We start from the raw sequence: 20,688 nt of genomic DNA on the forward strand, positions 1-20,688 counted from the left end.
CGGACCTCAGTCCTCAGACTAGAGCTGGGGCGGTGAGGCGTAGCGGGTGGTCAACTCTTGAACCGTTGCGGCAATTTCTTGCCGGCAAGATTCGGGAGTGAGTATTTCGGCTTCACTTCCCAATCGGAGGACTCGTTGAATGATCTCGGTATCGTGGTACGCGGTGACTTTGAGCAGGACTTTGCCGTCGGCTTCCTCAACGATCTCCTGTTCGGCATGCCACGGATCCTCTTGGACCCAGCGAGCAGCTTGGGCGGAGAGTCGGATCACATATTGCTTTGAATTGGCTCCGCTAAAGATTCCCACGGACTGTCCGAGGTGCGATTGGATATCGATTTGCTGATTGGGTTTAAACCAGCTGTCGAGTGCTTTGGCGGAAGTAAAGCGATCGAGTTTCCAGTGGCGAATGCGCTCACTCCCCACGCCATCTCGCGATTCCTCGGTCGACACCACGTAGATGCTCGATTGGAACAACACAACGCCATAGGGCTCAATCGTACGGACCGACGCGGCGCGTCCAGGAACCTGATAGGTCATCTCCAAGTGGCGATGTTCTTGAATCGCGCGATTGACGGTTTTCAGGATTCCCTGGTGTTTTTCATAGGTTTTCGTGGGCAAACCGAGGACGTAGAGCGTTCGTCGGTAACGCTCATAATGTTCCCAGACCGCCTCCGGAAGTTGGTCGCCAACCTTGTTCCAAAAGGACTCGATCCCAATCCAAAATTGGGTACCCACCAGTGGCAGCATGAGATCACGGCCCATCGAAAGGGCAATGAGTTCACTGGCGGTGATCGCGATTTTTTGCAGACCCTTGTCGCTCCGACTCAGTTTCCAGATTCGTCCTCGCTGGGTTTCCTCATCGGAAATCGGCAACCCCGCGGCGGTCAACGCTTCCAAATCGCGTCGGATACTTCGCGGGTGAAGAGAGGTCAGCCCGAGTTCCTCCACGACCGAATCGCGTAATTCTTCTAGCGTCGCACCAAAACGCAGGCGCTCCAAAATTTGCAGTATTTTGTGCTGCCGAATTAACTGTTCGTTGCGTGCCAAGATGTAGTTCCTCCATGAAACAGGTAAGTGCTAACTGGCCGCTTGTTCGAGTACCGTCTCTTCCACATAGATGGGTAAGGGGGGGCTAAACGTTACCGCAACTGCAATGGCATCGCTAGGGCGTGCATCGACTTCGATCAACTCGTCTCCTTTGCGGAGTTGAAGTTTGGCGAAGTAGGTGTGTTCGTGTAGCTCGCTGATCTTAACGCTTTCAACGACGGCACCTAAGCTTTCCGCGACGGAGACGAGCAGGTCGTGGGTCAAGGGGCGAGGAGGCGTGAATCCCTCTTTGACTCGCCGATCTATGCTGGTGGCTTCAAAAATACCTATCAAAATCGGAAACTGACGCTCTCCATCGATTTCCTGAAGATAGATAACTTGGTTGTCGCTGATTTCACTGATAATAATGCGAGCCAATTGCATTTGAACCGACATGAGTTCCAATTCCTAGAGGTTTAGTTGCTCGAACTAGATTCGAAACGTTGCGTACGAGCGGTCCGATAGCAGAAAGCTCCCAATCTGGCCCGTTGGCAAATTGCTCTAGTAAGACCAGAATCGGATTATATCCGTAGTGGCCAAGGAAGCGTAGCGTGCGGCTCCTTGGAAGCGTGCTGAGTGCGAGGTGGAACTGACCTTCTTAGAATTCTATGCGCGTTCTATGAAGGAAGAAGTGTGGCCGAGCCTTTTTCTGTCTACCTAGAAATTGTGAATGTCATTTGATGCGAAAACCTAAAATTGCTCTGACCCTGGGAGATCCGGCCGGTGTCGGCCCAGAATTGGCACTCTGCGCACTGTCGGACCAGGAACTGCTGGCCCAAATTGATTTGGTGGTCATCGGAAATGTGGAAATTCTGCAGCGTTGTGCGCAGAAATTGGGAAAGAAGCTCCCTCAATTCTTCCAGCTTTCGAAGCAGCAGTTTTTAGAGGGGAATTACCGATTCCCTTCAGTGGTTGACCTCGAATTTCCTGGTGGCTTTGAGTCGTTTCCTGAAGGCCGTTTTCCATCGGGACAGCTATCTGCGAGCTGCGGAAAAGCGGCGTTCCAGTACATTCAGCTCGCGATTGACGCAGCTTTAGAGGGAACCGTCGATGCGATCACGACCGCTCCCATCAACAAGGAAGCCTTGCATTTAGCGGGCCTGGACTACCCTGGGCATACTGAGATGTTTGCCGAACGGGCGAAGTCGGAGCGATGGTGCATGATGCAATATTCCGAAGAGATCACCTGCTCCTTCGTGACCGTACATGTTGGCTACGCGGAAGTTCCCGCGTTAATCACTGAGTCGCGTGTTCTGCAAACGATTGAATTAACGGCCGAGGCGCTGCAAAAGATCGAATCGAAATCGCCCCATTTGGTCGTGTGTGGGCTCAACCCGCACGCTGGAGAAAATGGGTTGTTCGGCCAGGGGGAAGAAGAGCGGGCAATTATACCGGCGATAGCACGGGCACGCGAAATGGGGATTTCCATCGAGGGGCCGTTGCCACCTGACACTGCGTTTCTCCCCGCCAAGCGCCGTGCCACCGACGGCTTCATATGCATGTACCACGACCAGGGGCATATACCGCTGAAAGCCTTGGCATTCGATTCCGCCGTCAATACCACTCTGGGCCTACCTATCCTGCGCACAAGCGTGGATCATGGCACGGCCTTCGATATCGCGTGGAAGGGGCTTGCCAACATGGGCAGCCTGTATGCCGCCTTACGATTGGCAGCCAAACTGGCCCCCAGACCTTAACGGGCTGTTGAAATAGTAACCCGCCTAGGCTGTGAATTTTTAGCCAAGTGGTTTGCAAATTAATTTTGGGCGCTACTACTATAGCATGAATACTCAAAAACCATCGCAGCTTGCTCGTGTTTTCCGCCCCCATCGTATTCAAGTGGAAATGCACATGCTTTCACTTGAAGATATGCTTCCGCGCGACCATCGTGCTCGCATTGTCTGGTCGTTTGTCAAAACGTTGGACCTAGAACCTCTGTATGAAAAGATCGTTGTCACCAAGAGCACCGTTGGCCGCAATAGTATTGCGCCGGAGATACTGGTTTCACTGTGGCTTCTGGCAACCTTGGATGGCATCGGCACAGCCCGAGAACTTGGTCGCCGATGCGAGACGGACATAGCCTATTTATGGACGCTCGGAAATGTCACGGTCAATTATCACACGTTGAGCGACTTTCGAGTGGAGAACGGAGCATTCTTGGAGAAGACGCTCGTTGACACGGTTGCCTCGTTGGTCGCCCAAGGTCTGGTGCCCCTGGAGACCATTGCCCAAGACGGAATGCGCGTTCGGGCTAGTGCAGGCAGTAGTTCGTTTCGCCGCAAGCCGACGCTTGAGTCATTGCAGCAGCAGGCTCAGGCTCACGTAGATAGATTGAAGAAAGAATCCGAGAACGAATGCGATCGTTCCGATGGAGACGCACGTCGCCAAGCGGCAGTCGAACGAGCATCGCGTGAGCGTCAAGAGCGATTAGATGAGGCTTTGCGACAGTTTGAGGAGCTTAGTAAGCAGCGCGAGTCTCGGAGAAAAGGTGACGGCGAAAAGACTCGCGTGAGCACTACGGACCCTGACGCCCGTAATATGAAGATGGCCAATGGTGGCTTCGATCCGGCCTTCAACGTCCAGTTCGCAACCGATGCTGACTCGCGAGTAATAGTCGCTGTCGATGTTACCAACTCGGGAACTGACAGTGGCCAAATGGCACCAATGCACGAGAAAGTGTGCTCAACTTACGACAAGACACCCAAGACGCAATTGGTCGATTCCGCTTACGCAACCAAGGGCGATGTTAAGACCGTGGAGTCTAAAGGGACCGAAGTCGTCTCCACGATCCCCCGTGGATCGGTATTGGAAAGCAAAGGCAAAGATCCTCACGCGCAGCAACCTGGCGAAAGCGACGAATACACAGCGTTTCGCGCGAGAATGGCCAAAGAGGAATACAAAGAGCTTTACAAGACGCGCCCGTCGGTTGCCGAGTTTCCCAATGCGGACTGCCGCAATCGGAACCTTCGGCAATTCAAAGTTCGAGGACTGGTGAAGGTCAAAGCGGTAGCGCTATGGCATGCCGTGGCCTTTAACTTCACACGCATGGTAAACCTGGGGGCCTTGGCAATCTAAGCAGTTGCAAGGCAACCGCTTGGTTGAGAAATAACACAACTCGAAGAGATGAGCATGATGGACACGAGCTAACTTGCTGGCCAACAATCCGACCCAGTAAGACTTTCAACCGCCAATTCGAAAAAATTTCGTGGTTGGAATACCAAAAGAGTCCGTTGGTGAAAAAACTTCACAGCCTAGCCGCGTCAGCAAGGATAGGTGGTCGCCACTACAGGGCGATTAGGGACGCTACCTTCACGCTAAAACTCAAGACGCGATTAAATCAACAGCCCGGTGAGCAAGGAAAGATAACCTCGGCTACAAGGCAATTTAAGGATGCTAACTCCGTATTAAAATTCAAATTGCGATTAAATCAACAGCCCGGTTAATGGCTCGTCGCTATGAAGAGCCGCATTCCGTTTGACCGCGCCGGCAGCAGCCCCAATCACGCGGTAGCGGCCGCCGCCCTTCCTGGCTCGCGCAGTGGGTTGCTATCTCAATTGGCCGTCACCCGGCGGAATACTTTTTGAGCAATCCTGTAAGCTGGGTGGGCTCGCTTCCGCTGCAATTTGACTCGAGGGACGCTTTTAGCATCGGAATAGAAAATCCGGTAATTTTCGAGATCCGCGATACGAGTCGTGGTTTTGCTACGCGTTGCTAGCGGCGTTGACCGAAACTCAGGCTGCTAGCCTGTTGCGGCGTTTCCGCTGGATGGCCTAGTGGTGGGATGGTGTTCGCAATGGGCGTTTAGGGGTTGCCTGGCGTTCGTTACGTACATGCGAGTCGGGGCTTTCACAGGCGTTGGCCGCGTTGGCGAAAAAGTTGACTGCTGCACTACCTTCCCCAGGTCCCCTGAAAGTACGTGCAAAGAGTGTTTATGGCTCAGTACTGGCAATCTTTTTAGATTTTCCAAGAATAAATTGCCGAGTTTGCGGGTCATTGAAATAGCGGGAGATCGGCTTAAACTAAGCTTTCCGAGCCTTATGGACGGACATCCCGCCTCAAATTGGAAGGCCGACGCCGCATTTCGACGATTTGACGGCCCGGTGCTGGCACCGGCTGTGATCGATTTTGGGCAGCGGCGGCCCAAAGGACAGTTCCTGAATTAGTTTCCCCATGGAGAAGAAAATGCGTTTAATTGCTTGGTCCTTGATGATCGTAAGCGCCCTGGCCCTAGGTTGTGACAAGCCACAAGAAACCATCCCAACGATAACCCCATCGAGCAGTGGCACCAGCGAGTCGGGTGACCACGGCCATGAGCATGCTGAAGGCGAAGAGCATGCCCACGAAGAAGGTGAGGAGCACGCCCACGAAGAAGGTGAAGAGCACTCCGAAGAAACGCCTGCCGCTGAAGACGGTGCCGCAAACGGCCAAGCTGAAGTCATTCGGTTTGTTGCAGACAAGAAGCTCGAAGTGCCTACGATGATGTGCCCTTACTCCTGCTGGCCCCGAGTTAAAGAAACTCTGGCCGCACAGCCTGGAGTTGAAGCGGTCCAATTGGCCGAACAGCCAGCTGGAACGGAAGAAGGCGAAATTAAGGAGCGAGTTGTCGAACTCAAGCTCAGTGGCGACTTCGATGCTGAAGCTGCTGTTGCCGCTTTGTCCAAGATCGATTTCGAAGCCAACGTCGTAAACTAATTGCGTCGTTGATCCATCTCAATCGAAAATTGCCTGACGGTGCGTCGCTAATTGCGACGCACCGTATTTTTTTGCAAGAGTTTTTTGCAAGCTGCCGGCGGTGGTAAAGATGGCCGAAATCTTCCAACCCACCGGCCGCGAGCATGCTTCGTTCTGCAGCCTTCTTGCTGTTCCAGGTGCCCCTCCCTGTTGCAACCCTGACTCGCACCGGACTGTCTCACGCGACCACCGTTCCGGACAACGCTGCTTTAGCTGCGCACCGTCTGCTGATCGTGTTGTAGGTCTCGATGTAGGAGTCTAACGCAGCTCCGAGCTGGAAGATTGCTCGGCGACTCGTTCCTGTTGAGTACTCCCAATCGTCTTGGAGTAAACGATGAGGGTCTGACCGGTGCTCTCCAAGGTTTGACTGATTCGGTTCAGAATAAAGCCGCGGAACTGGGGGAAGAGTTCGCTGCGGACATTCTGCGACGATTGGGTTTCCGTCGAAGTAAGTTGAGAGGTGGGCTCCAACTCTACATTGTCTTGCTTCCATCGCGCCGCATGTTTGGCGGGTACGAGGGTTTCCACCCCTGCTTCGCTCGTGTACAGCACAAACAGAGGCCCGGTAAAGATGGAGTCTATCTCGCCGTCGGGGCTGGATACAGGTGCGGGTAGGAGGCGATTCAAATTGGACGAGAGCAGGGTTTGCGCGCGGCGTAGGTTCGTTCCTAGAGTCACACCCATTTCGTAAGCGAAATTCATGCTCCGAAGGGCTTCTTTAGTCTCTCCCTTAATGGCAACCCAACTCTCGATTGACTCGCGAAGATGCCGTGCGTGAATTGGGTTTTCGGGCGAGGCTGTGCTTAGTGGCGTGGGAGAGGCACTAGGGGATGCATGGTGGAACGATTTGGCTGGAGTACGCAGAGGAAACGTCGCGGCAGGCAGCGTCGCGTTCAACACTCGAGCAGAAACGACTTGCAGACTCGGCAACGCCAGTTGCCAATCGCTCAATTTCAAGTCGTAGGAGAGATACTCTTCCAGAAAGCGAGGGTGGAAGGGCTGGAGAGAATGGCGTATTGGGTCGGTCGGTTTTAGGTTGGAACCCGGCGGAAGTCCTTGGTCGGGACGCAGAACCGAGAGGTCGGAGGACTTAGGATGTAAGTGGCTGCTGGGGCCCGCTCGCATGGTGTGGGACTGGTAATGGGGGGAGCTTGTGAGCGGCAGGTCAGTCGGAGCGAAGCAAGCAGTCGAGAAGCGATCGTCCAGCCAGTGCTGCGATGGCAGGTCGTGGGCATCCGCCTGGCCTAGGTTGGGTAGCAGTAGTCTTAGGGCTAAAAGTACGCTCGATAACAGTCTGGAAGTGCTAAGTTTCATCGGTAGTTAATCTCCACACGGGTCTGCGTTTGGGAATCGCATGACGCTTGGATTGAAATGCGTAAACACCGATTAAGGGGGCGCCAGCGCATTAGGGTCGGAGCTGAGGAAGGAATGGAGTACCATGGTGCATAGTTAGAGGCTGCCATAGTGCCCGTTGAGGCGCTTGCCGTTAAACATTGCGTCAACAAGAAATTTTATCGAACCGTTTCGCTTTGCCTGTTCGCTTAATTCACTGAGATCGTACAATTGCAGCCTAAGTGATGGTTTAGAATTGCCTAGTCTTGCTTTCGTAGCGAGGCTAACGCTCATTCCGAACATGCTGAGTGGGACATCTGCAACGCTCAGAGCGCACTGCAGTGCGTTATTCGGTGGAATGAACGGCAAAATTGAAATGCCCCTCGCCTGCCCCAAGTGGTATCTCCCCTGCGTGTACAAATTGGTCTGTGAATAGCTTGCAAGATTTTCAACAAATAATCGCTGTAGCGATTATCCTCATCGTCTTTGTCACTATGCAGGTGCGCCGCAACGCTCCGACCGATTTACTGTTCGGGCTCGCCTTAGTCGCCTACATCCTGTTCGGAATTGTCGATCCCGCAACCGCTTGGAAGGGATTTTCGAGTAACGCGGTGATTGCGATCGGTGGTTTGCTGGTTGTCTCAACCGCACTCCGAAACACGGGTGCGTTGGATTCGCTGGGGGCGAAGCTGTTAGGGAATGTGAAAACCGAGCGAGGCGCGCTGGGGCGTCTGTCGTCAGTCCTGCTGACCAGTAGTGCGTTTCTACTAAATACGGCCATCGTGGCCATGCTCATGCCCGTTGTGATCAGCTGGTGCCGTCAGCGCAACGTCAGCCCCTCCCGGTTGCTGTTACCGGTCAGCTACTTGGCGATTCTGGGTGGAACATGCACGTTGGTTGGTACTAGTACGAACTTCGTGGTGAACGAGAAATTGACTGAGATGAGTCAGTTGATTGAGCAATCTGAGCGGAATCAGGCATTGGGGAAGCCCAGCGAGAGTCCCTTCGATATCGACTGGTTGCTAGAGCAGCGGGAGCAGTTGCAGCCGATGAGCCTATTCGAGATTTCCCGCATTGGAGTTCCTTGTGCTCTACTGGGGGCATTCGTGCTCATCGTCTGCGGTCGGCGCTTGCTGCCGAATCGCACGGAATTATTGGACAGTCTCGAAGAGCAGCGGCGCGAGTACCTCGTGGAGATGTTGGTAACGCAGTCCTGCGGTTTGATTGGAAAAACGGTTGAGGAGGGCGGCTTGCGGCACCTGCCGGGGCTGTTCTTGATCGAAATCGATCGCGATTCGAAGGCCATTGCGCCGGTCTCCCCCTCCGATCGCATCTTGGAAAACGACCGTCTGGTTTTTACGGGAGTAGTCGCGACGATTGTGGATTTGGAAAAGATCGCTGGCCTCATCCCAGCAACCGATATCAATTACGAAATTGCCCCTGAGAAGGTAGAAAATCGAACGCTGGTTGAAGTCGTCCTCAGTCCCTCTTCTCCCCTAGTCGGGAGCACGATTCGGCAAGCGAACTTTCGTCAGTACTATGGGGCTGCTGTGGTGGCCGTGCACCGCAATGGCGAGCGTTTGCCCACCAAACTCGGAGACATCGAGCTTTCCCCCGGTGACACACTGCTGCTTCAAACGAATCGCAGTTTTGTGCGCAGTTATCGCAATCGACCAGATTTCTATTTGGTCAGCGGTGTCGAGGACAGTAAGGGCCGTCGCCACGACCGCTTGCTGCTCGCTTGCTCGCTGGCAATCGGGCTGATCGCTTGGTTGCTGCTGCAATCAGTGTTGGGAGAAACCTCGCTACCGCAGGCCTTCAGCTCTCCGGAAGTCGCCATTTTCGGGATCGCCTTGGCGATGGTTGTCACCGGATGTGTTTCGATGTCCGATGCGCGCCGGAGTATTGATCTTCCCATGCTTTTTACCGTCGGTGCGGCCATTGGCGTGGGCACAGGATTTAGCCAGTGTGGTGCTGCCGAATCGATCGCCGAACTTCTGCTTGGTTTTATTGGCACCAACGAATACATGGTGCTCATCGCCTTGTTTGTCGTCACGGTATGCTTAACCGAAATGATTAGCAATGTGGCTGTGGCAACGATGATGTTCTACATTGCGATCGGTGTAGCTAGCGCATTGGATGCAAATCCACGTACTTTCATCATGGCCATCACGCTCGGTGCCTCGCTCAGCTTTGTGTCCCCGATCGGCTACCAAACGAACCTCATGGTCATGGGGCCTGGCGGGTACCGTCCGACTGACTATCTGCGAGCAGGGATTCCGCTGAGCCTTGCGATCGGGGCCTTAGCAATAATACTCTTACCGCTCATCTGGCCTTTTCATTAGTATTCTGCGGTTGGCAATCTCGACATGCGTAAAGTGAATCAATCCGATTTCCTCGTAGTTGGCGGCGGAATCGTTGGGCTTTCCACGGCCTGGAATCTGGCTGTGCAATATCCGACCGCGGCGATTCAAGTGCTGGAAAAGGAAACTCAAGTTGCCGCGCACCAGTCGGGCCGCAATTCTGGAGTTCTCCACTCGGGAATCTATTACAAGCCCGGATCACTCAAGGCGGTCACATGCCGAGCTGGCAAAGTCGCCATGGAGAAATTTTGCGCGGAGGAGCAGATTCCGTTTGAAACCTGTGGCAAAATTATTGTGGCAGTTTCCGAGGACGAAATCCCTCGCCTCGACGCGATTGTAGCGCGTGGGCGTGAAAACGGAATTGACTGCACGGTCATCGATGGCAAGCAGATCGAGGAGCTCGAACCCCACTCGGCTGGCTTGCAAGGCATCCATGTTCCGGAAGCAGGTATTGTCGATTATCCAGCTGTTTGTAGGCGACTGGTCGAGAAATTGGAATCTGCCGGACATCGGGTAACGCTGGGGCAACAGGTGAAAGCGATACGACCAGGGCCAACCAGCGTGGAAGTACGCACGACGCACCAAGTTTTTCAAACGAAATTCCTAGTAACTTGCGGGGGCCTCTACAGTGACCGCTTGGTCCGCATGTCTGGATTGACTCCGCCGGCGCAAATCGTCCCTTTCCGCGGAGAATATTTCGAGCTCCAACAAGAACGTCGCAACCTTTGTCGCAATCTGATCTACCCGGTTCCCGATCCCAGCTTTCCCTTCTTGGGAGTCCATTTCACACGCATGATTAGTGGTGATGTGGAATGTGGGCCCAACGCTGTGTTTGCACTCGCTCGCGAGGGCTACGGTTGGGGGAAGATTCGTTTTGGGGAGCTCTTCGAGTCGTTGAGCTATCCTGGTTTCATCAAACTTGCGGGACGACACTGGAAGATGGGCCTAGGAGAAGTCCATCGTTCCCTATCTAAAGGGGCGTTTGTCAAAGCGCTGCAGCGTTTAATTCCAGAGATCCGCGCTGCTGATCTCAAGCCATGTCGAGCTGGAGTCCGTGCTCAAGCTCTTGGGCGAGATGGCACGATGATCGACGACTTTCTGTGGGTCACCGAAGCGCGAATGTTGCATGTATGCAATGCACCTAGTCCCGCAGCGACCGCCTCGTTGGAGATCGGTCGCTTGATCACCCAGCGCGTTAGCGAGCAGTGCGAGTGATTGGCAGTGGGAGGGCAATTGCCGGATTGCTGCTGTTAAAATCCTCGCCCAGTAGAGCCGCGACTGTGGCGGCAACCTGGGATTGAGTATAGGTGTGCCCCTCGTCGTTACCACGGGCCGTCACACCGGCCCCAAATGCTGCCAACCAAATCCTCTCGGAACCGGGGAGCGAGCTCCCGTGACTTTTCCAGCCTTCGCGTCCATCTCCGCGACCGTGATCGGTTGCAATCAAGAATGCCGTTCTTCCTTGGTAATCCTCCATGCTTTGAATGAGCTCCCAAAGTTGTTGAATGAAAAAATCATTCTGCTGGGCGGTGAGCAGGTAGCGGTCGTAGCGTCCGGCGTGTGCCCAGTCATCCGTTTCACCGAGTGAGACGTACAAGACGCGGGGTTGGCGGGTCTGCAGTTCTTCGAAGGCTCCCGACACGGTAAACGCATCGTAGCGAACCCTTTCCCATTCATGAAACAGATTGTTAGCCACGAAGTTGAGTCCAGCGAGACGGTTGGGATCACCGATCGTCAATGCGCTCCAGCCAGCGTTTACCGGCACGCCACTTCGTTGGTCATTGATAATGAAGGGAAACACGTCCCAAGAGCAGTAAGCGGCCACGGAACCGGAAAATCCCTCTTGCGCGTTTAACCACTCGAGCACCGTTTGATTCTCATTGTACTTCTTCGCATTAGAATCGATGCGCTCATCGGCTATTCCACAGAGCAATTCACTGTAACCGGGGTAGGAAAAGTATTTCCCGTTGGTCACTTTCACGATGCTATCGCGATCGATATCACCAGCGATCCAGCCATGATCTTGAACATGGCGCCAGAGGTTGGGTAAGAGAACTTCACGCCGCTCGGTCGCGGTTTCTCGGTCGTACCGGGCTACCAATTCTTCGGGGTTTTTGGCCCCAAGCTCTTCAATCATTAAGCGGCGGTCCCCACCACCGAACACCTCTTCACTCCGCAGGCCGTCAAGCGTGATGAGCACCACGCGTTCTGCTACGGGAGAGGTCAAGGTTGGTGGGCCGTCAACCCAGCCCAGTCGACTGAGGAAGCGGTCGGCGGCGAAAACCGTTTCGAAGTACCATTTGCCACCATCGCGGGTCACATTGAAGAAGCCGTGTGGCTGTCCCTCGTAGGTATACAATTCACTCGGGACGCCCAGCTCCAAGGACCGATCTCGAAATTTCTCCGCCGTTGCCACGGGAATAAGCTTGTCCTCGGTCCCTAGGAAAACGACCGACGGTGGCGAGTTTTCTGACAGATTGTGCAGCGGAGAAAACTCTTGCCAACGCTCGCCAACCCGTGCCGTTCCCCATCCTCCTGGACCATTGTCATAAACGGGATTGAACAGCAGCATGGCGTTGGCGCGAGCATCGCTGGCTGGTGGTTCACCGGTGGCCGCGATGGTCCCGAGGTAGGCTGCCAGATGTCCGCCCGCGGATCCGCCTGCCGAAGCGATTCGTGCGGGATCGACTCCAAATTCATCGCAGTGTTCACGTACCCAATGCATTGCAGAAACCGCATCGGCCACGCAAGTTTCTGGTGGAGCAGTGTCATTCTTCGCAAGCAAGCGGTATTGCACTTGAAAACAGACGACACCGCGTGAGGCAAAATAGGCAGCGTGCTCGTCGAATTGCCCGGGGACGCCCCCCACCCATCCTCCACCATGGAAGAATACGATGGCTGGGCGAGGCGTGATAACGGTACTCGCCACGTCTTCCGGGAGTGCTGGTTGGGTTACGTATAAAGTAAGATCGCTACCATCCACGTGTTTGTAGACATGAGGCTCGCCCGGCGGAACCGCTGGAAGTGTACTGCAGAGGATCAAACCCACAAAAACCGCTAGTTGTGAAATTGCATTCGCACGCATGGAATTCTCGCTGAAGGTAGAGCAGTTGCTCCCACGATTCACAGCCGCAGGAGCATCAAAAGCAGCCCAATTATAGTGCACGGGAACTTGGCCGTGGGAAAGAGCATGTGAGCGATCGATGAAGCTTTGGGGGCCGCCGAGCTTGTACAGCAGCACGGTTGCCTGTCGCCCTGAGTGCAGCCGCGCCAGACAGTCAAGAAATGCGAGCAACTACCGTGCACCAGCTGCCGCTTGCGTCACGCGCCGCTGGCGCATTGCCGCACAGGATCGTGGACTGGGCCGTAAGCCGGGGAGATACGCACCCGATCAAGGTGCGCTTTGAGGTTCGCCCCTTCCCCTATTTCTGTTTTGAGGGATGAAGCCGGCTGTTTCACGGGGGCAGTTCACGGGGGCAGAGCGGGCGTAGACTGGGCCGTCGTGGCAGGAAGGCGATGGTGGTGGCACACCGCTCAGTCGATAGACGCTGGGGAAGGGTACTCCGCGATCAGCGAATCTCGCAATTCCTTCGCGGTGATGGCAGCTTCGGACGAGGATTGGTCGAGGACGGTGAGGTGCCCCATTTTACGTCCGGCGCGAGGGTCGCTTTTGCCATAGAGGTGCAGATGGGAATCGGTAGCCGCAAACAGCTTGGTCCAGTCGGGTTCGCCTCCCTCCCATAGCTCGCCCATCAGATTGATCATCGCTGCTGGATGGATCATGGTAGCTGGCACCAGCGGCAAATTGCAGATTGCCCGCACCTGTTGCTCAAATTGGCTGCAGGTGAAAGCTTCTATCGTCAAGTGTCCTGAATTATGCGGCCGCGGCGCAATCTCATTGATTAACAGCTCTCCTTCTTTCGTCACAAAAAATTCGACACAGAACAACCCGGTGACTCCAAAGCTCCCCGCAATGCCATGACAGATTTCCTCGGCTTTCTCTTCAATCCCTTTGAGCGGAGAGCTGACGGGGCAACGCGTAACACTGAGAATGTGGTTGCTATGCTCGTTTTCGAACAGGGGATACGATTCGATCTGCCCGCTGGCATTTCGAGCGGTAATCATGGAGACTTCCGCTTCAAACTCAATCATTTGCTCAGCGATAGCCCGATTGGTTTCTAGCGACTCCCAGGCGGCTTCGACCTCTGCCTCCGATCGGACAACGACTTGACCCTTGCCATCGTATCCGCTGCGAGAGGTTTTCAACACCAACGGATACCCGAGCTCTTCACCTGCTTCTACAACCGCGCCGAGATTGGTGACTGGGCGGAAGGGGGTGGTGGGGAAGCCCGCCGCAACCAGCTGCGATTTCTCCGTGATACGATCTTGGGTAACTTCCAGAAAGTCCGCGCTGGGGCAGACTCGCGTCCGCTGCCCGGCAATTCGAAGCAATTCCGCAGACACATTTTCGAATTCGAGCGTGATGGAGGCGCACAGTCGCGACATTTCTTGGGCGAGGATGTCCGCGGTGCCCTCCTCGTCAGAAGGCAGAAAATGCATGTCAGCAGCCTGCGCCGCCGGGCAATCCTCTTCGGCATCAAGCACGGCCACATGGTAACCCAAACGCTGTGCCGCATGCGTAAACATTCGCCCCAGCTGACCACCACCGATCACTCCAAGCCAACTTCCTGGAAGAATTGGACTTTGCATCGTGTCACTCCCACCGGACTTTACGTTCCAAGGACATTGTCAGCCATGACTTGATCAGTTTGCGACTCCATCCAGGCTCGCAATCGTTCGCGAAGCTCTGCATCTTCACCGGCCAGGATTCTAGCAGCCAGCAAGCCAGCGTTTTTTGCGCCTGCCGCGCCAATTGCTAAAGTTGCCACAGGAATTCCACCTGGCATCTGTACAATCGATAAAAGCGAATCAAGGCCATTCAAGCTTTTGCTTTGCACGGGGACCCCCAATACTGGCAGGATCGTGCAGGCGGCGACCATGCCGGGTAAATGGGCGGCCCCACCGGCGCCTGCGATGAGAACTCGCAAGCCTCGACCCTCGGCCGAAACGGCGTAGTCCATCATCCACTGTGGAGTTCGATGGGCCGAAACGACACGGCTTTCGAAGGGGATTCCCAATTCCTGCAGTATTTCTGTTGCGGCCTGCATGGTTTCCCAATCCGACCGGCTTCCCATAATGACCCCAACGCGCGGTGCAGGCGAGCTGGGAGCTTTGCTGGATGCTGAATTTTCAGTTGGAGAGGTCATGGCTCACCCGCCCTTAGTTGGCTTGGTTTCTGAGGAGAGGGAAGAGGATGATGTCACGAATGCTCCGCGAGTTGGTCAACAGCATTACTAGGCGGTCGATCCCGATGCCCAAGCCTCCAGCTGGCGGCATGCCGTTGCGCAGCGCGAGTACAAAGTCGTGGTCCATATTGGCCATCGAGTCCTCAGCGGCTTGCCCCTCGAGTTGAGTGCGGAACAGTTCTTCTTGCAAAATCGGATCGTTCAATTCCGTGTACGCGTTTGCGAGTTCCATACCATGAATGAACAATTCAAAGCGTTCGGCCACTTGTGGGTTTGACGTCTTGCGTTTGGTCAACGGACAAATGCTAGACGGATAGTCCGTCACGAAAATGGGACCAATCAACCCCTCTTCGACGGTTTCCTCAAACACTTCGCTCTTCACCACATCCGAGTGTTTTCCCTCGGGTTTGAGATTCAGCTTCTTGGCTAAGGCGGCAATTCCGGAGACATCCGTTGGATCCAACTGCGTCGCTTCGCTAAACAGTTCATCGTAGGTGCGACGTTGGAACGGCGGGGAAAAATCAATGGGTTTGTCGTTCCACATCACCTGGTGTCCCTGGCCTGTGGCGGCCAACGCGTCCAGGATGATCTGCTCGGTCAAGTCCATCATCACTTCGTAATTGCCAAACGCCTCATAAGCTTCCAGCATCGTGAATTCGGGGTTGTGGCGTGGGCTGATCCCTTCATTGCGGTAGACGCGGCCCAGTTCATAAACTCGCTCCATGCCTCCCACCAATAATCGCTTTAGGTGCAATTCGAGTGCAATTCGCAACACGAGTGGCATCTCGAGCGTGTTGTGGTGGGTAAGAAACGGCCGGGCTGCAGCACCGCCTGCGATGGTGTGCAGTGTGGGACCTTCAATCTCGCAGTAGCCGCGACCGGCTAGCGTCGATCGAATCGATTGGACAATCTTGGTGCGCGCCAAGAAGGTATCCATCACCCCTTCGTTGTAGGTCAAATCGAGATAGCGCTGACGCTGTTTAAGCTCAGGGTTTTGCAAGCCCGCGTGCTTTTCAGGAGGGGTTTCCAGTGTTTTGCACATGAAATGCAACTTGGCAGCAAAGACCGTCAACTCGCCTGTGTTGGTCCGTCCCAACCGTCCTTCCACTGCGATCCAATCTCCCAGATCAAAATTTCCGGCCAGCTCAAAATCGGCCTCGCCAACCTGTGCCTTGCCAATAAAGATTTGGATATCCCCGGTCCAGTCACGCAACTTGATGAAGATCAACTTGCCAGTGGGACGCATCAGGATAATACGGCCAGCAACACGAACGTTGGGGCCGGTCTCTTCGCCCGCTCCGGCATCTTTTTTCCATTGCCGGTAATCAACGGCAGGGGCGCCGGAATCCGCATCGGTTGTTCCTGAATTGGCCGCCTCCGAAAACTCAGGCAGATCCAGTTGGGTCCCGTCTTCCAGCTGATATTTCAATTCGCTGCTACGGCCGCGGACATCGCGGTTCCAATCGCGATCTGGGAAATGATGTCCCCAGGGATCGACGCCCAATGCGGTAATCTTATTGAGCTTAACCAGCCGTGGATCTTCTGCGTCTGACATAATCTTAGGTGGTCTATGGACCCAAGTGATATGGAAAGTGATCGCCCTGACTTAGAGAATATCAATTCTCTAAATCCCTGTCGGTTCCACCGCTGGCTGGCGTCTGCAGCGCGTCGCGGGCCTCAAACTGGCAATCTTCCGAACGCGTCGCGTGTTGGAAGGAATGCGTCAGGCAGGGAATCGATTCTGGTGGATGCCGCCAATGGCCCATGGGGGGGGCTATTGTCGAGGGCGTGTTCTGCAAAAAGCAGATTCTAGCCTGCGAGGCAACAATCGACGAGGCGGGTGGTCAAACCTCCTGCAGCTGGCTATTTTCAGGATGTTGGTCCATTCCCTCCCCCTCATGCGAGGTCAAAAGTCCCATGTCCGCACCCGTTCGCCCGTCCAATTTGCCTGACCCGTCCATCGAACCTTCCTCGGGTTGGCACTGCACCCACATGTTTTACTCACTTGATCGGCAAGTGCTTAGCCAGCTGACGAAAGAGCAGCAGAGGAGTGGGGCAGAGGAGCTGGAGCAGATTCTTTGTCCTCAGGCCGACCACGCAACGCTGCGGATGCAGAGTTTCATCGTAAGCGGACACAAGGCCGATTTCGGGATGTTGATGTTCGACACCGACCCCTTGAAGATTGACGCGGTCCACCAGCGATTGTTGGCGAGCACGCTGGGGCCAGCGCTCAAAGCGGTCTACTCTTTCGTCTCGTTTACCGAAATCTCAGAGTATGTTCCCTCGCCAGAACAATATGCCGAACGCTTGAAATTGGGTGGGGAGGACACCGAGTCCCCTGCGTTTGCGGCCAAAGTAGCCGCCTACGAAAAGCGTTTGCCGATGATGAATCGCCAGCGTCTCACTCCCGAATTGCCCGATTGGCCTTCGATGTGTTTTTATCCCATGAACAAGAGCCGTGTCGTGGGAGCCAATTGGTTCACAACGCCTTACTCGGCGCGAAATTCCATGATGGCCGAGCACGCGCAGAGTGGCATGGCCTTCGCCGGGCGCGCCACGCAGGTCATTACGGTATCGGTCGGAGTCGACGATTGGGAATGGGGAGTCACGTTGTGGGCTCGCAATCCCGACTACCTCAAAGATATCGTCTACAAGATGCGATTCGATGAAGCGAGTGCCAAGTATGGAGAGTTCGGTCAGTTCTTTGTTGGCTATGTTGCAGATGGCAAGCGGATCGCCGAACATTGCTGCATCGGGGCCTAGTCTCGTTTCCACCACGTGATTTGCACGTAGCCGAGCCACTCCGAGCTTCGATGAGGAGAGCGAACGGCCTGCAGGGACACCGTCGACTGCACTGTTTCGTTGGCTTGGGCCGTTTCGGAGGTGAAGGAACTACGAAGGGGCAGAACTACCAGGGGGCGGTGATTCTCGAACAGCTCATGCGGCGTGTTTAGTCACGTTCCGCTGCGTTGGTGCATCGACCGCCTCGGGGATGCCGAGTCGTTGCAGAATGGTGCGTGCCGCACGTCGGCTCGCACCAGTTTGGGCGACGCTCGCGCTGACACTTAGCAATTCGTCGCGCTGCCGTTTGCGTTCTTGACCATCCACAATCAACCGATCGAGTGCAGCAACCGATTTTTCAATCGTTTGGGCAGTCGACCCGACGGCTAAGAATTCCGGCATGATGGTCTTTTCGGCAATCATGTTGGGAAGCGTCATCGATTGAATATCGGTAAGGCAGCGTCCAATTCCGTAGAGCACGCGACTGGCATGGTAGACGACAACCGCGGGGGTTCCGCGGGCCATCATCTCTAAACTTACGGATCCCGATTTCATCAGCGCACAATCTGCCAATTCGATGATTTCGCTGGTCCGTTGTACAAAAAAATCGATATTGATTCCACGGTCTGATTCGGTCAGCTGCTGCTTGCACTGAAGGCAGTGTTGGTCTCTTAGGCAAGCGACCATGAAGCGCGTCTTGGGGTATCGCCGCGATAGCTCGCGAATCGCAGACAACTGCATCGGCCAGATATGCTTGACTTCGCGCGAACGCGACCCAGGCAGAACAGCGACTTGAACGCCTTCATAGTCCTGCCAGGTACTTAAAAATCGTTCGTCCAGCGGACGTTCGGCAACTTCGTCGAAGAACGGATGTCCCACGTAGTCCACTTCCATCCCGCGCTCAGAGTACCATTGCTGTTCAAACGGGAGATTGCAAAGCACGTGGTCAACATACCGCCGCATCTTTTTGAGACGCCAAGCCCCCCAAGCCCATAGTTGGGGAGGGAGGTAGTAAAAAGTGGGAATGCCGAGCTGTTTAGCGCGTTTGGCAATGTGCCAATTGAAGCCTGGGAAATCGACGAGGACTACTGCATCGGGGTGCTGTTCCCTGAAGATATCTGTTGCGATGTCCGCAACTCGAAAAAATTCACGGAGTTTGGGCAAGACTTCGACAAAGCCCACCACTGCCATCGTCGTTAGATCGAAATCGATTTGGCAACCCGCTTGCTCCATCAGCGAACCGCCGAAGCCGCGATGAGTTGAAGTTGGGCAAAATCGCTGGAGCTGCTCGATGAGTTTAGCTGCGTGAAGGTCGCCACTGGGTTCACCGACGGAAAAAAATATATTGGGTTGGCTCACTTTTCGGCTCACGCATCCACGGAGTAAGTGTATTGGGACAGCTTGCAAATCCTCCGACTGCGGAGTCTTGTTAGCTGTTTTGCTCCGCCTATCCATAGCGAATTGGGGTCACGAAAATCAAGGGCAGATTTCTGCAGCCACGCCTCAACAGGTTGCTGAAATAATTGCCGATCCGCCTTGAGAGTTGAAATCGCATGCCGAACTACACGGTCGGAGCAAGTCATCCGCCCCTGTGGCTGAGTTGGGGGACCGAGCAACAACAGGGGAATTGGTGGTGGTACTCGATGTACAGGCCGCTAAGTGCAGTCGTCAAGAATGCACTCGTCAAGAAAACAGTGGACGGCTCAATCTCGTCCTCGGGGGGCTTTTGCAGCTCTGTTCGCCAGCCTGCTTGGAACGATCTTCACTATTATGGAGCGAAACGTCTCAGCTGCTCGAGACGTCGTGAACGCGGCTGTCCCGTTGACCAATGCTACTTTTCGTGCCGTTGCCTACCGTTTTTCAACCACAAGTATGCCTGAACATCGGTCGGGAATGGGGGTGCCGGGATAGACTAGAGTTGCGACATCCAGTGGCAGGTCTGTCTCCAGCAGGTCGACACCAAATTCGAGCATCTGCTGATACTGCAATTTCAGTTCGGTGCGCGAGCCGGCATCGAGGAGTTCCCGATCCAGGTTCCGGGACGTCCCGGCGATGCACATCACACCAGCGGAATTGATCGCTCGGATCAACGCTGCATCCTGTGGTGGCGTGTGCCCGATGAACGCAACCAAATTGCCCCACGGAATTCCAGACTTACGGAATTGCTCCAGTTTGGCGTGAGTCGGAATCATCACTTCCATGAGGATCTTCGAATTCAACTGGTGCACGCGTTGCGCATCTGCCAGGCGGGAGACGATCAACATTGCATATCCCTCAGCATGATGCTCCTCGATCTTTCTGATGCTGGCTTCGATCGGCACATCTTTCTGGTCGAGGATGATCACGGTGCGACCTCGGGCCCACTCAAGGACTTCGTCGAGCGTTGGGATTGGGAACTCGGTTAGATTGTTTTCTGGATCCTTCAAGCGTAGGCTGCGCAGTTGAGCTAGGGTGAAATTGCTCACGGGACCGTGGCCGGTCGTGGTGCGGTCCAATGTGGAATCGTGCAGGAGGACAATTTCACCATCAGCCGTTAGTCGCGGATCGATTTCCAACAGGGAGAAAGTTCCACTTAGAGTGTGTTCGAATGTGGCAATGCAGTTCTCCGGATAGCCCACGGTCGGGCCGCCACGATGAGCGCTGACCACGGGAAGGCGTTGCCCTGTGTAGGCCAGCAATTCCTGCAACTCTTGCGAACTGTTCGACTTGATGGCGAAGAAGTCCGTTGCTGACGATTGAGCCAGCGTGGTCGGCGGCAAGGCGAGCAGTAGCTGTGAAACGGCGAGGAAGGCGATGGCAATTCGAACAACTGCCTTCCTTCGAGGTTGAATCGCAGGGTGCCCTGAGCGGTGGCGGAACTTCGTGAAGTTGGCTTTCATGGACGAATACCCTAGAGTTTGAACCCAAGATTCAGAACATTAAATTTCTTGCGAGCCAGAAAACCGGGCGAGTCGTAGTGGACCATTTTTCCTAACACGAAGCCGAAACAGCGTTCAAGCGCTTATCGCCCGCTCCCTTCTTTGCTCATTCCGATTTAATATACCGAACATTTCTGAGCATCGCGATTGTACTGCCCCTGGGCGATTGGG

General features: G+C 54.8%; 15 protein-coding genes. 6 read left to right on the top strand and 9 right to left on the bottom strand.

The window, feature by feature from the left end:
- Positions 1–18: 18 nt before the first annotated feature.
- Positions 19–1,047 (bottom strand): helix-turn-helix transcriptional regulator, encoded by a 1,029-nt coding sequence (locus Q31a_RS12660; protein WP_145078112.1) that lies wholly within the window; start codon positions 1,045–1,047, stop codon positions 19–21.
- 30 nt (positions 1,048–1,077) lie between these two features.
- Positions 1,078–1,482, bottom strand: coding sequence for a bifunctional nuclease family protein (locus Q31a_RS12665; protein ID WP_145078114.1), 405 nt, complete (start codon positions 1,480–1,482; stop codon positions 1,078–1,080).
- Positions 1,483–1,766: 284 nt separating this feature from the next.
- On the opposite strand from Q31a_RS12665, the gene pdxA reads away from it, so the two are divergent.
- The 3 genes from pdxA (at position 1,767) to Q31a_RS30175 (ending at position 5,778) form a co-directional block, all read left to right on the top strand.
- On the top strand, positions 1,767–2,783 hold the full coding sequence (pdxA, locus tag Q31a_RS12670; protein ID WP_145078116.1) for a 4-hydroxythreonine-4-phosphate dehydrogenase PdxA: 1,017 nt from the start codon (positions 1,767–1,769) through the stop codon (positions 2,781–2,783).
- 85 nt (positions 2,784–2,868) lie between these two features.
- Positions 2,869–4,161 carry an IS1182 family transposase gene (locus tag Q31a_RS12675; RefSeq protein WP_145078118.1) on the top strand — a complete coding sequence of 431 codons (1,293 nt, stop codon included), beginning with the start codon at positions 2,869–2,871 and terminating at the stop codon, positions 4,159–4,161.
- 1,107 nt (positions 4,162–5,268) lie between these two features.
- Positions 5,269–5,778: a hypothetical protein gene (locus Q31a_RS30175; RefSeq protein ID WP_197356783.1), complete on the top strand. Its 510-nt coding sequence runs from the start codon at positions 5,269–5,271 to the stop codon at positions 5,776–5,778.
- A 297-nt stretch (positions 5,779–6,075) separates the two neighbouring features.
- On the opposite strand, the gene Q31a_RS12685 is transcribed toward Q31a_RS30175, so the two are convergent.
- The gene (locus tag Q31a_RS12685) at positions 6,076–7,131 is read right to left on the bottom strand and encodes a hypothetical protein (RefSeq protein WP_145078120.1); all 1,056 of its coding nucleotides are present in this window, start codon (positions 7,129–7,131) and stop codon (positions 6,076–6,078) included.
- A gap of 446 nt (positions 7,132–7,577) precedes the next feature.
- Here Q31a_RS12685 and Q31a_RS12690 point away from each other — a divergent pair, with 446 nt between their 5' ends.
- A complete protein-coding gene (locus tag Q31a_RS12690) occupies positions 7,578–9,494 on the top strand; it encodes an SLC13 family permease (protein WP_145078122.1) in 1,917 nt (638 codons plus the stop codon).
- A 24-nt stretch (positions 9,495–9,518) separates the two neighbouring features.
- On the top strand, positions 9,519–10,727 hold the full coding sequence (gene lhgO, locus Q31a_RS12695; RefSeq protein ID WP_145078124.1) for an L-2-hydroxyglutarate oxidase: 1,209 nt from the start codon (positions 9,519–9,521) through the stop codon (positions 10,725–10,727).
- Here the strand turns inward: lhgO and Q31a_RS12700 are convergent.
- The 4 genes from Q31a_RS12700 to lysS all read right to left on the bottom strand — a co-directional run bounded on the left by Q31a_RS12700 (position 10,708) and on the right by lysS (position 16,373).
- Positions 10,708–12,597, bottom strand: coding sequence for an alpha/beta hydrolase fold domain-containing protein (locus Q31a_RS12700; RefSeq protein ID WP_145078126.1), 1,890 nt, complete (start codon positions 12,595–12,597; stop codon positions 10,708–10,710). The two genes, lhgO and Q31a_RS12700, sit on opposite strands and share 20 nt — an antisense overlap.
- Positions 12,598–13,046: 449 nt before the next feature.
- Complete coding sequence (locus Q31a_RS12705) at positions 13,047–14,222, bottom strand: 5-(carboxyamino)imidazole ribonucleotide synthase (protein WP_145078128.1); 1,176 nt, start codon at positions 14,220–14,222, stop codon at positions 13,047–13,049.
- A gap of 20 nt (positions 14,223–14,242) precedes the next feature.
- Positions 14,243–14,779 (bottom strand): 5-(carboxyamino)imidazole ribonucleotide mutase, encoded by a 537-nt coding sequence (purE, locus tag Q31a_RS12710; RefSeq protein ID WP_145078130.1) that lies wholly within the window; start codon positions 14,777–14,779, stop codon positions 14,243–14,245.
- Between the two features lie 13 nt (positions 14,780–14,792).
- Complete coding sequence (lysS, locus tag Q31a_RS12715) at positions 14,793–16,373, bottom strand: lysine--tRNA ligase (protein WP_145078132.1); 1,581 nt, start codon at positions 16,371–16,373, stop codon at positions 14,793–14,795.
- 362 nt (positions 16,374–16,735) lie between these two features.
- On the opposite strand from lysS, the gene hemQ reads away from it, so the two are divergent.
- The gene (gene hemQ, locus Q31a_RS12720) at positions 16,736–17,581 is read left to right on the top strand and encodes a hydrogen peroxide-dependent heme synthase (RefSeq protein WP_197356785.1); all 846 of its coding nucleotides are present in this window, start codon (positions 16,736–16,738) and stop codon (positions 17,579–17,581) included.
- A 174-nt stretch (positions 17,582–17,755) separates the two neighbouring features.
- Here hemQ and lpxB read toward each other — a convergent pair whose 3' ends face one another.
- On the bottom strand, positions 17,756–18,958 hold the full coding sequence (gene lpxB, locus Q31a_RS12725) for a lipid-A-disaccharide synthase (protein ID WP_231691176.1): 1,203 nt from the start codon (positions 18,956–18,958) through the stop codon (positions 17,756–17,758).
- Positions 18,959–19,449: 491 nt separating this feature from the next.
- Positions 19,450–20,478, bottom strand: coding sequence for a glycerophosphodiester phosphodiesterase family protein (locus Q31a_RS12730; protein WP_145078136.1), 1,029 nt, complete (start codon positions 20,476–20,478; stop codon positions 19,450–19,452).
- Positions 20,479–20,688: the final 210 nt, after the last annotated feature.

It is taken from the genome of Aureliella helgolandensis, from assembly GCF_007752135.1.
GTDB classification, from domain to species: Bacteria; Planctomycetota; Planctomycetia; order Pirellulales; family Pirellulaceae; genus Aureliella; species Aureliella helgolandensis.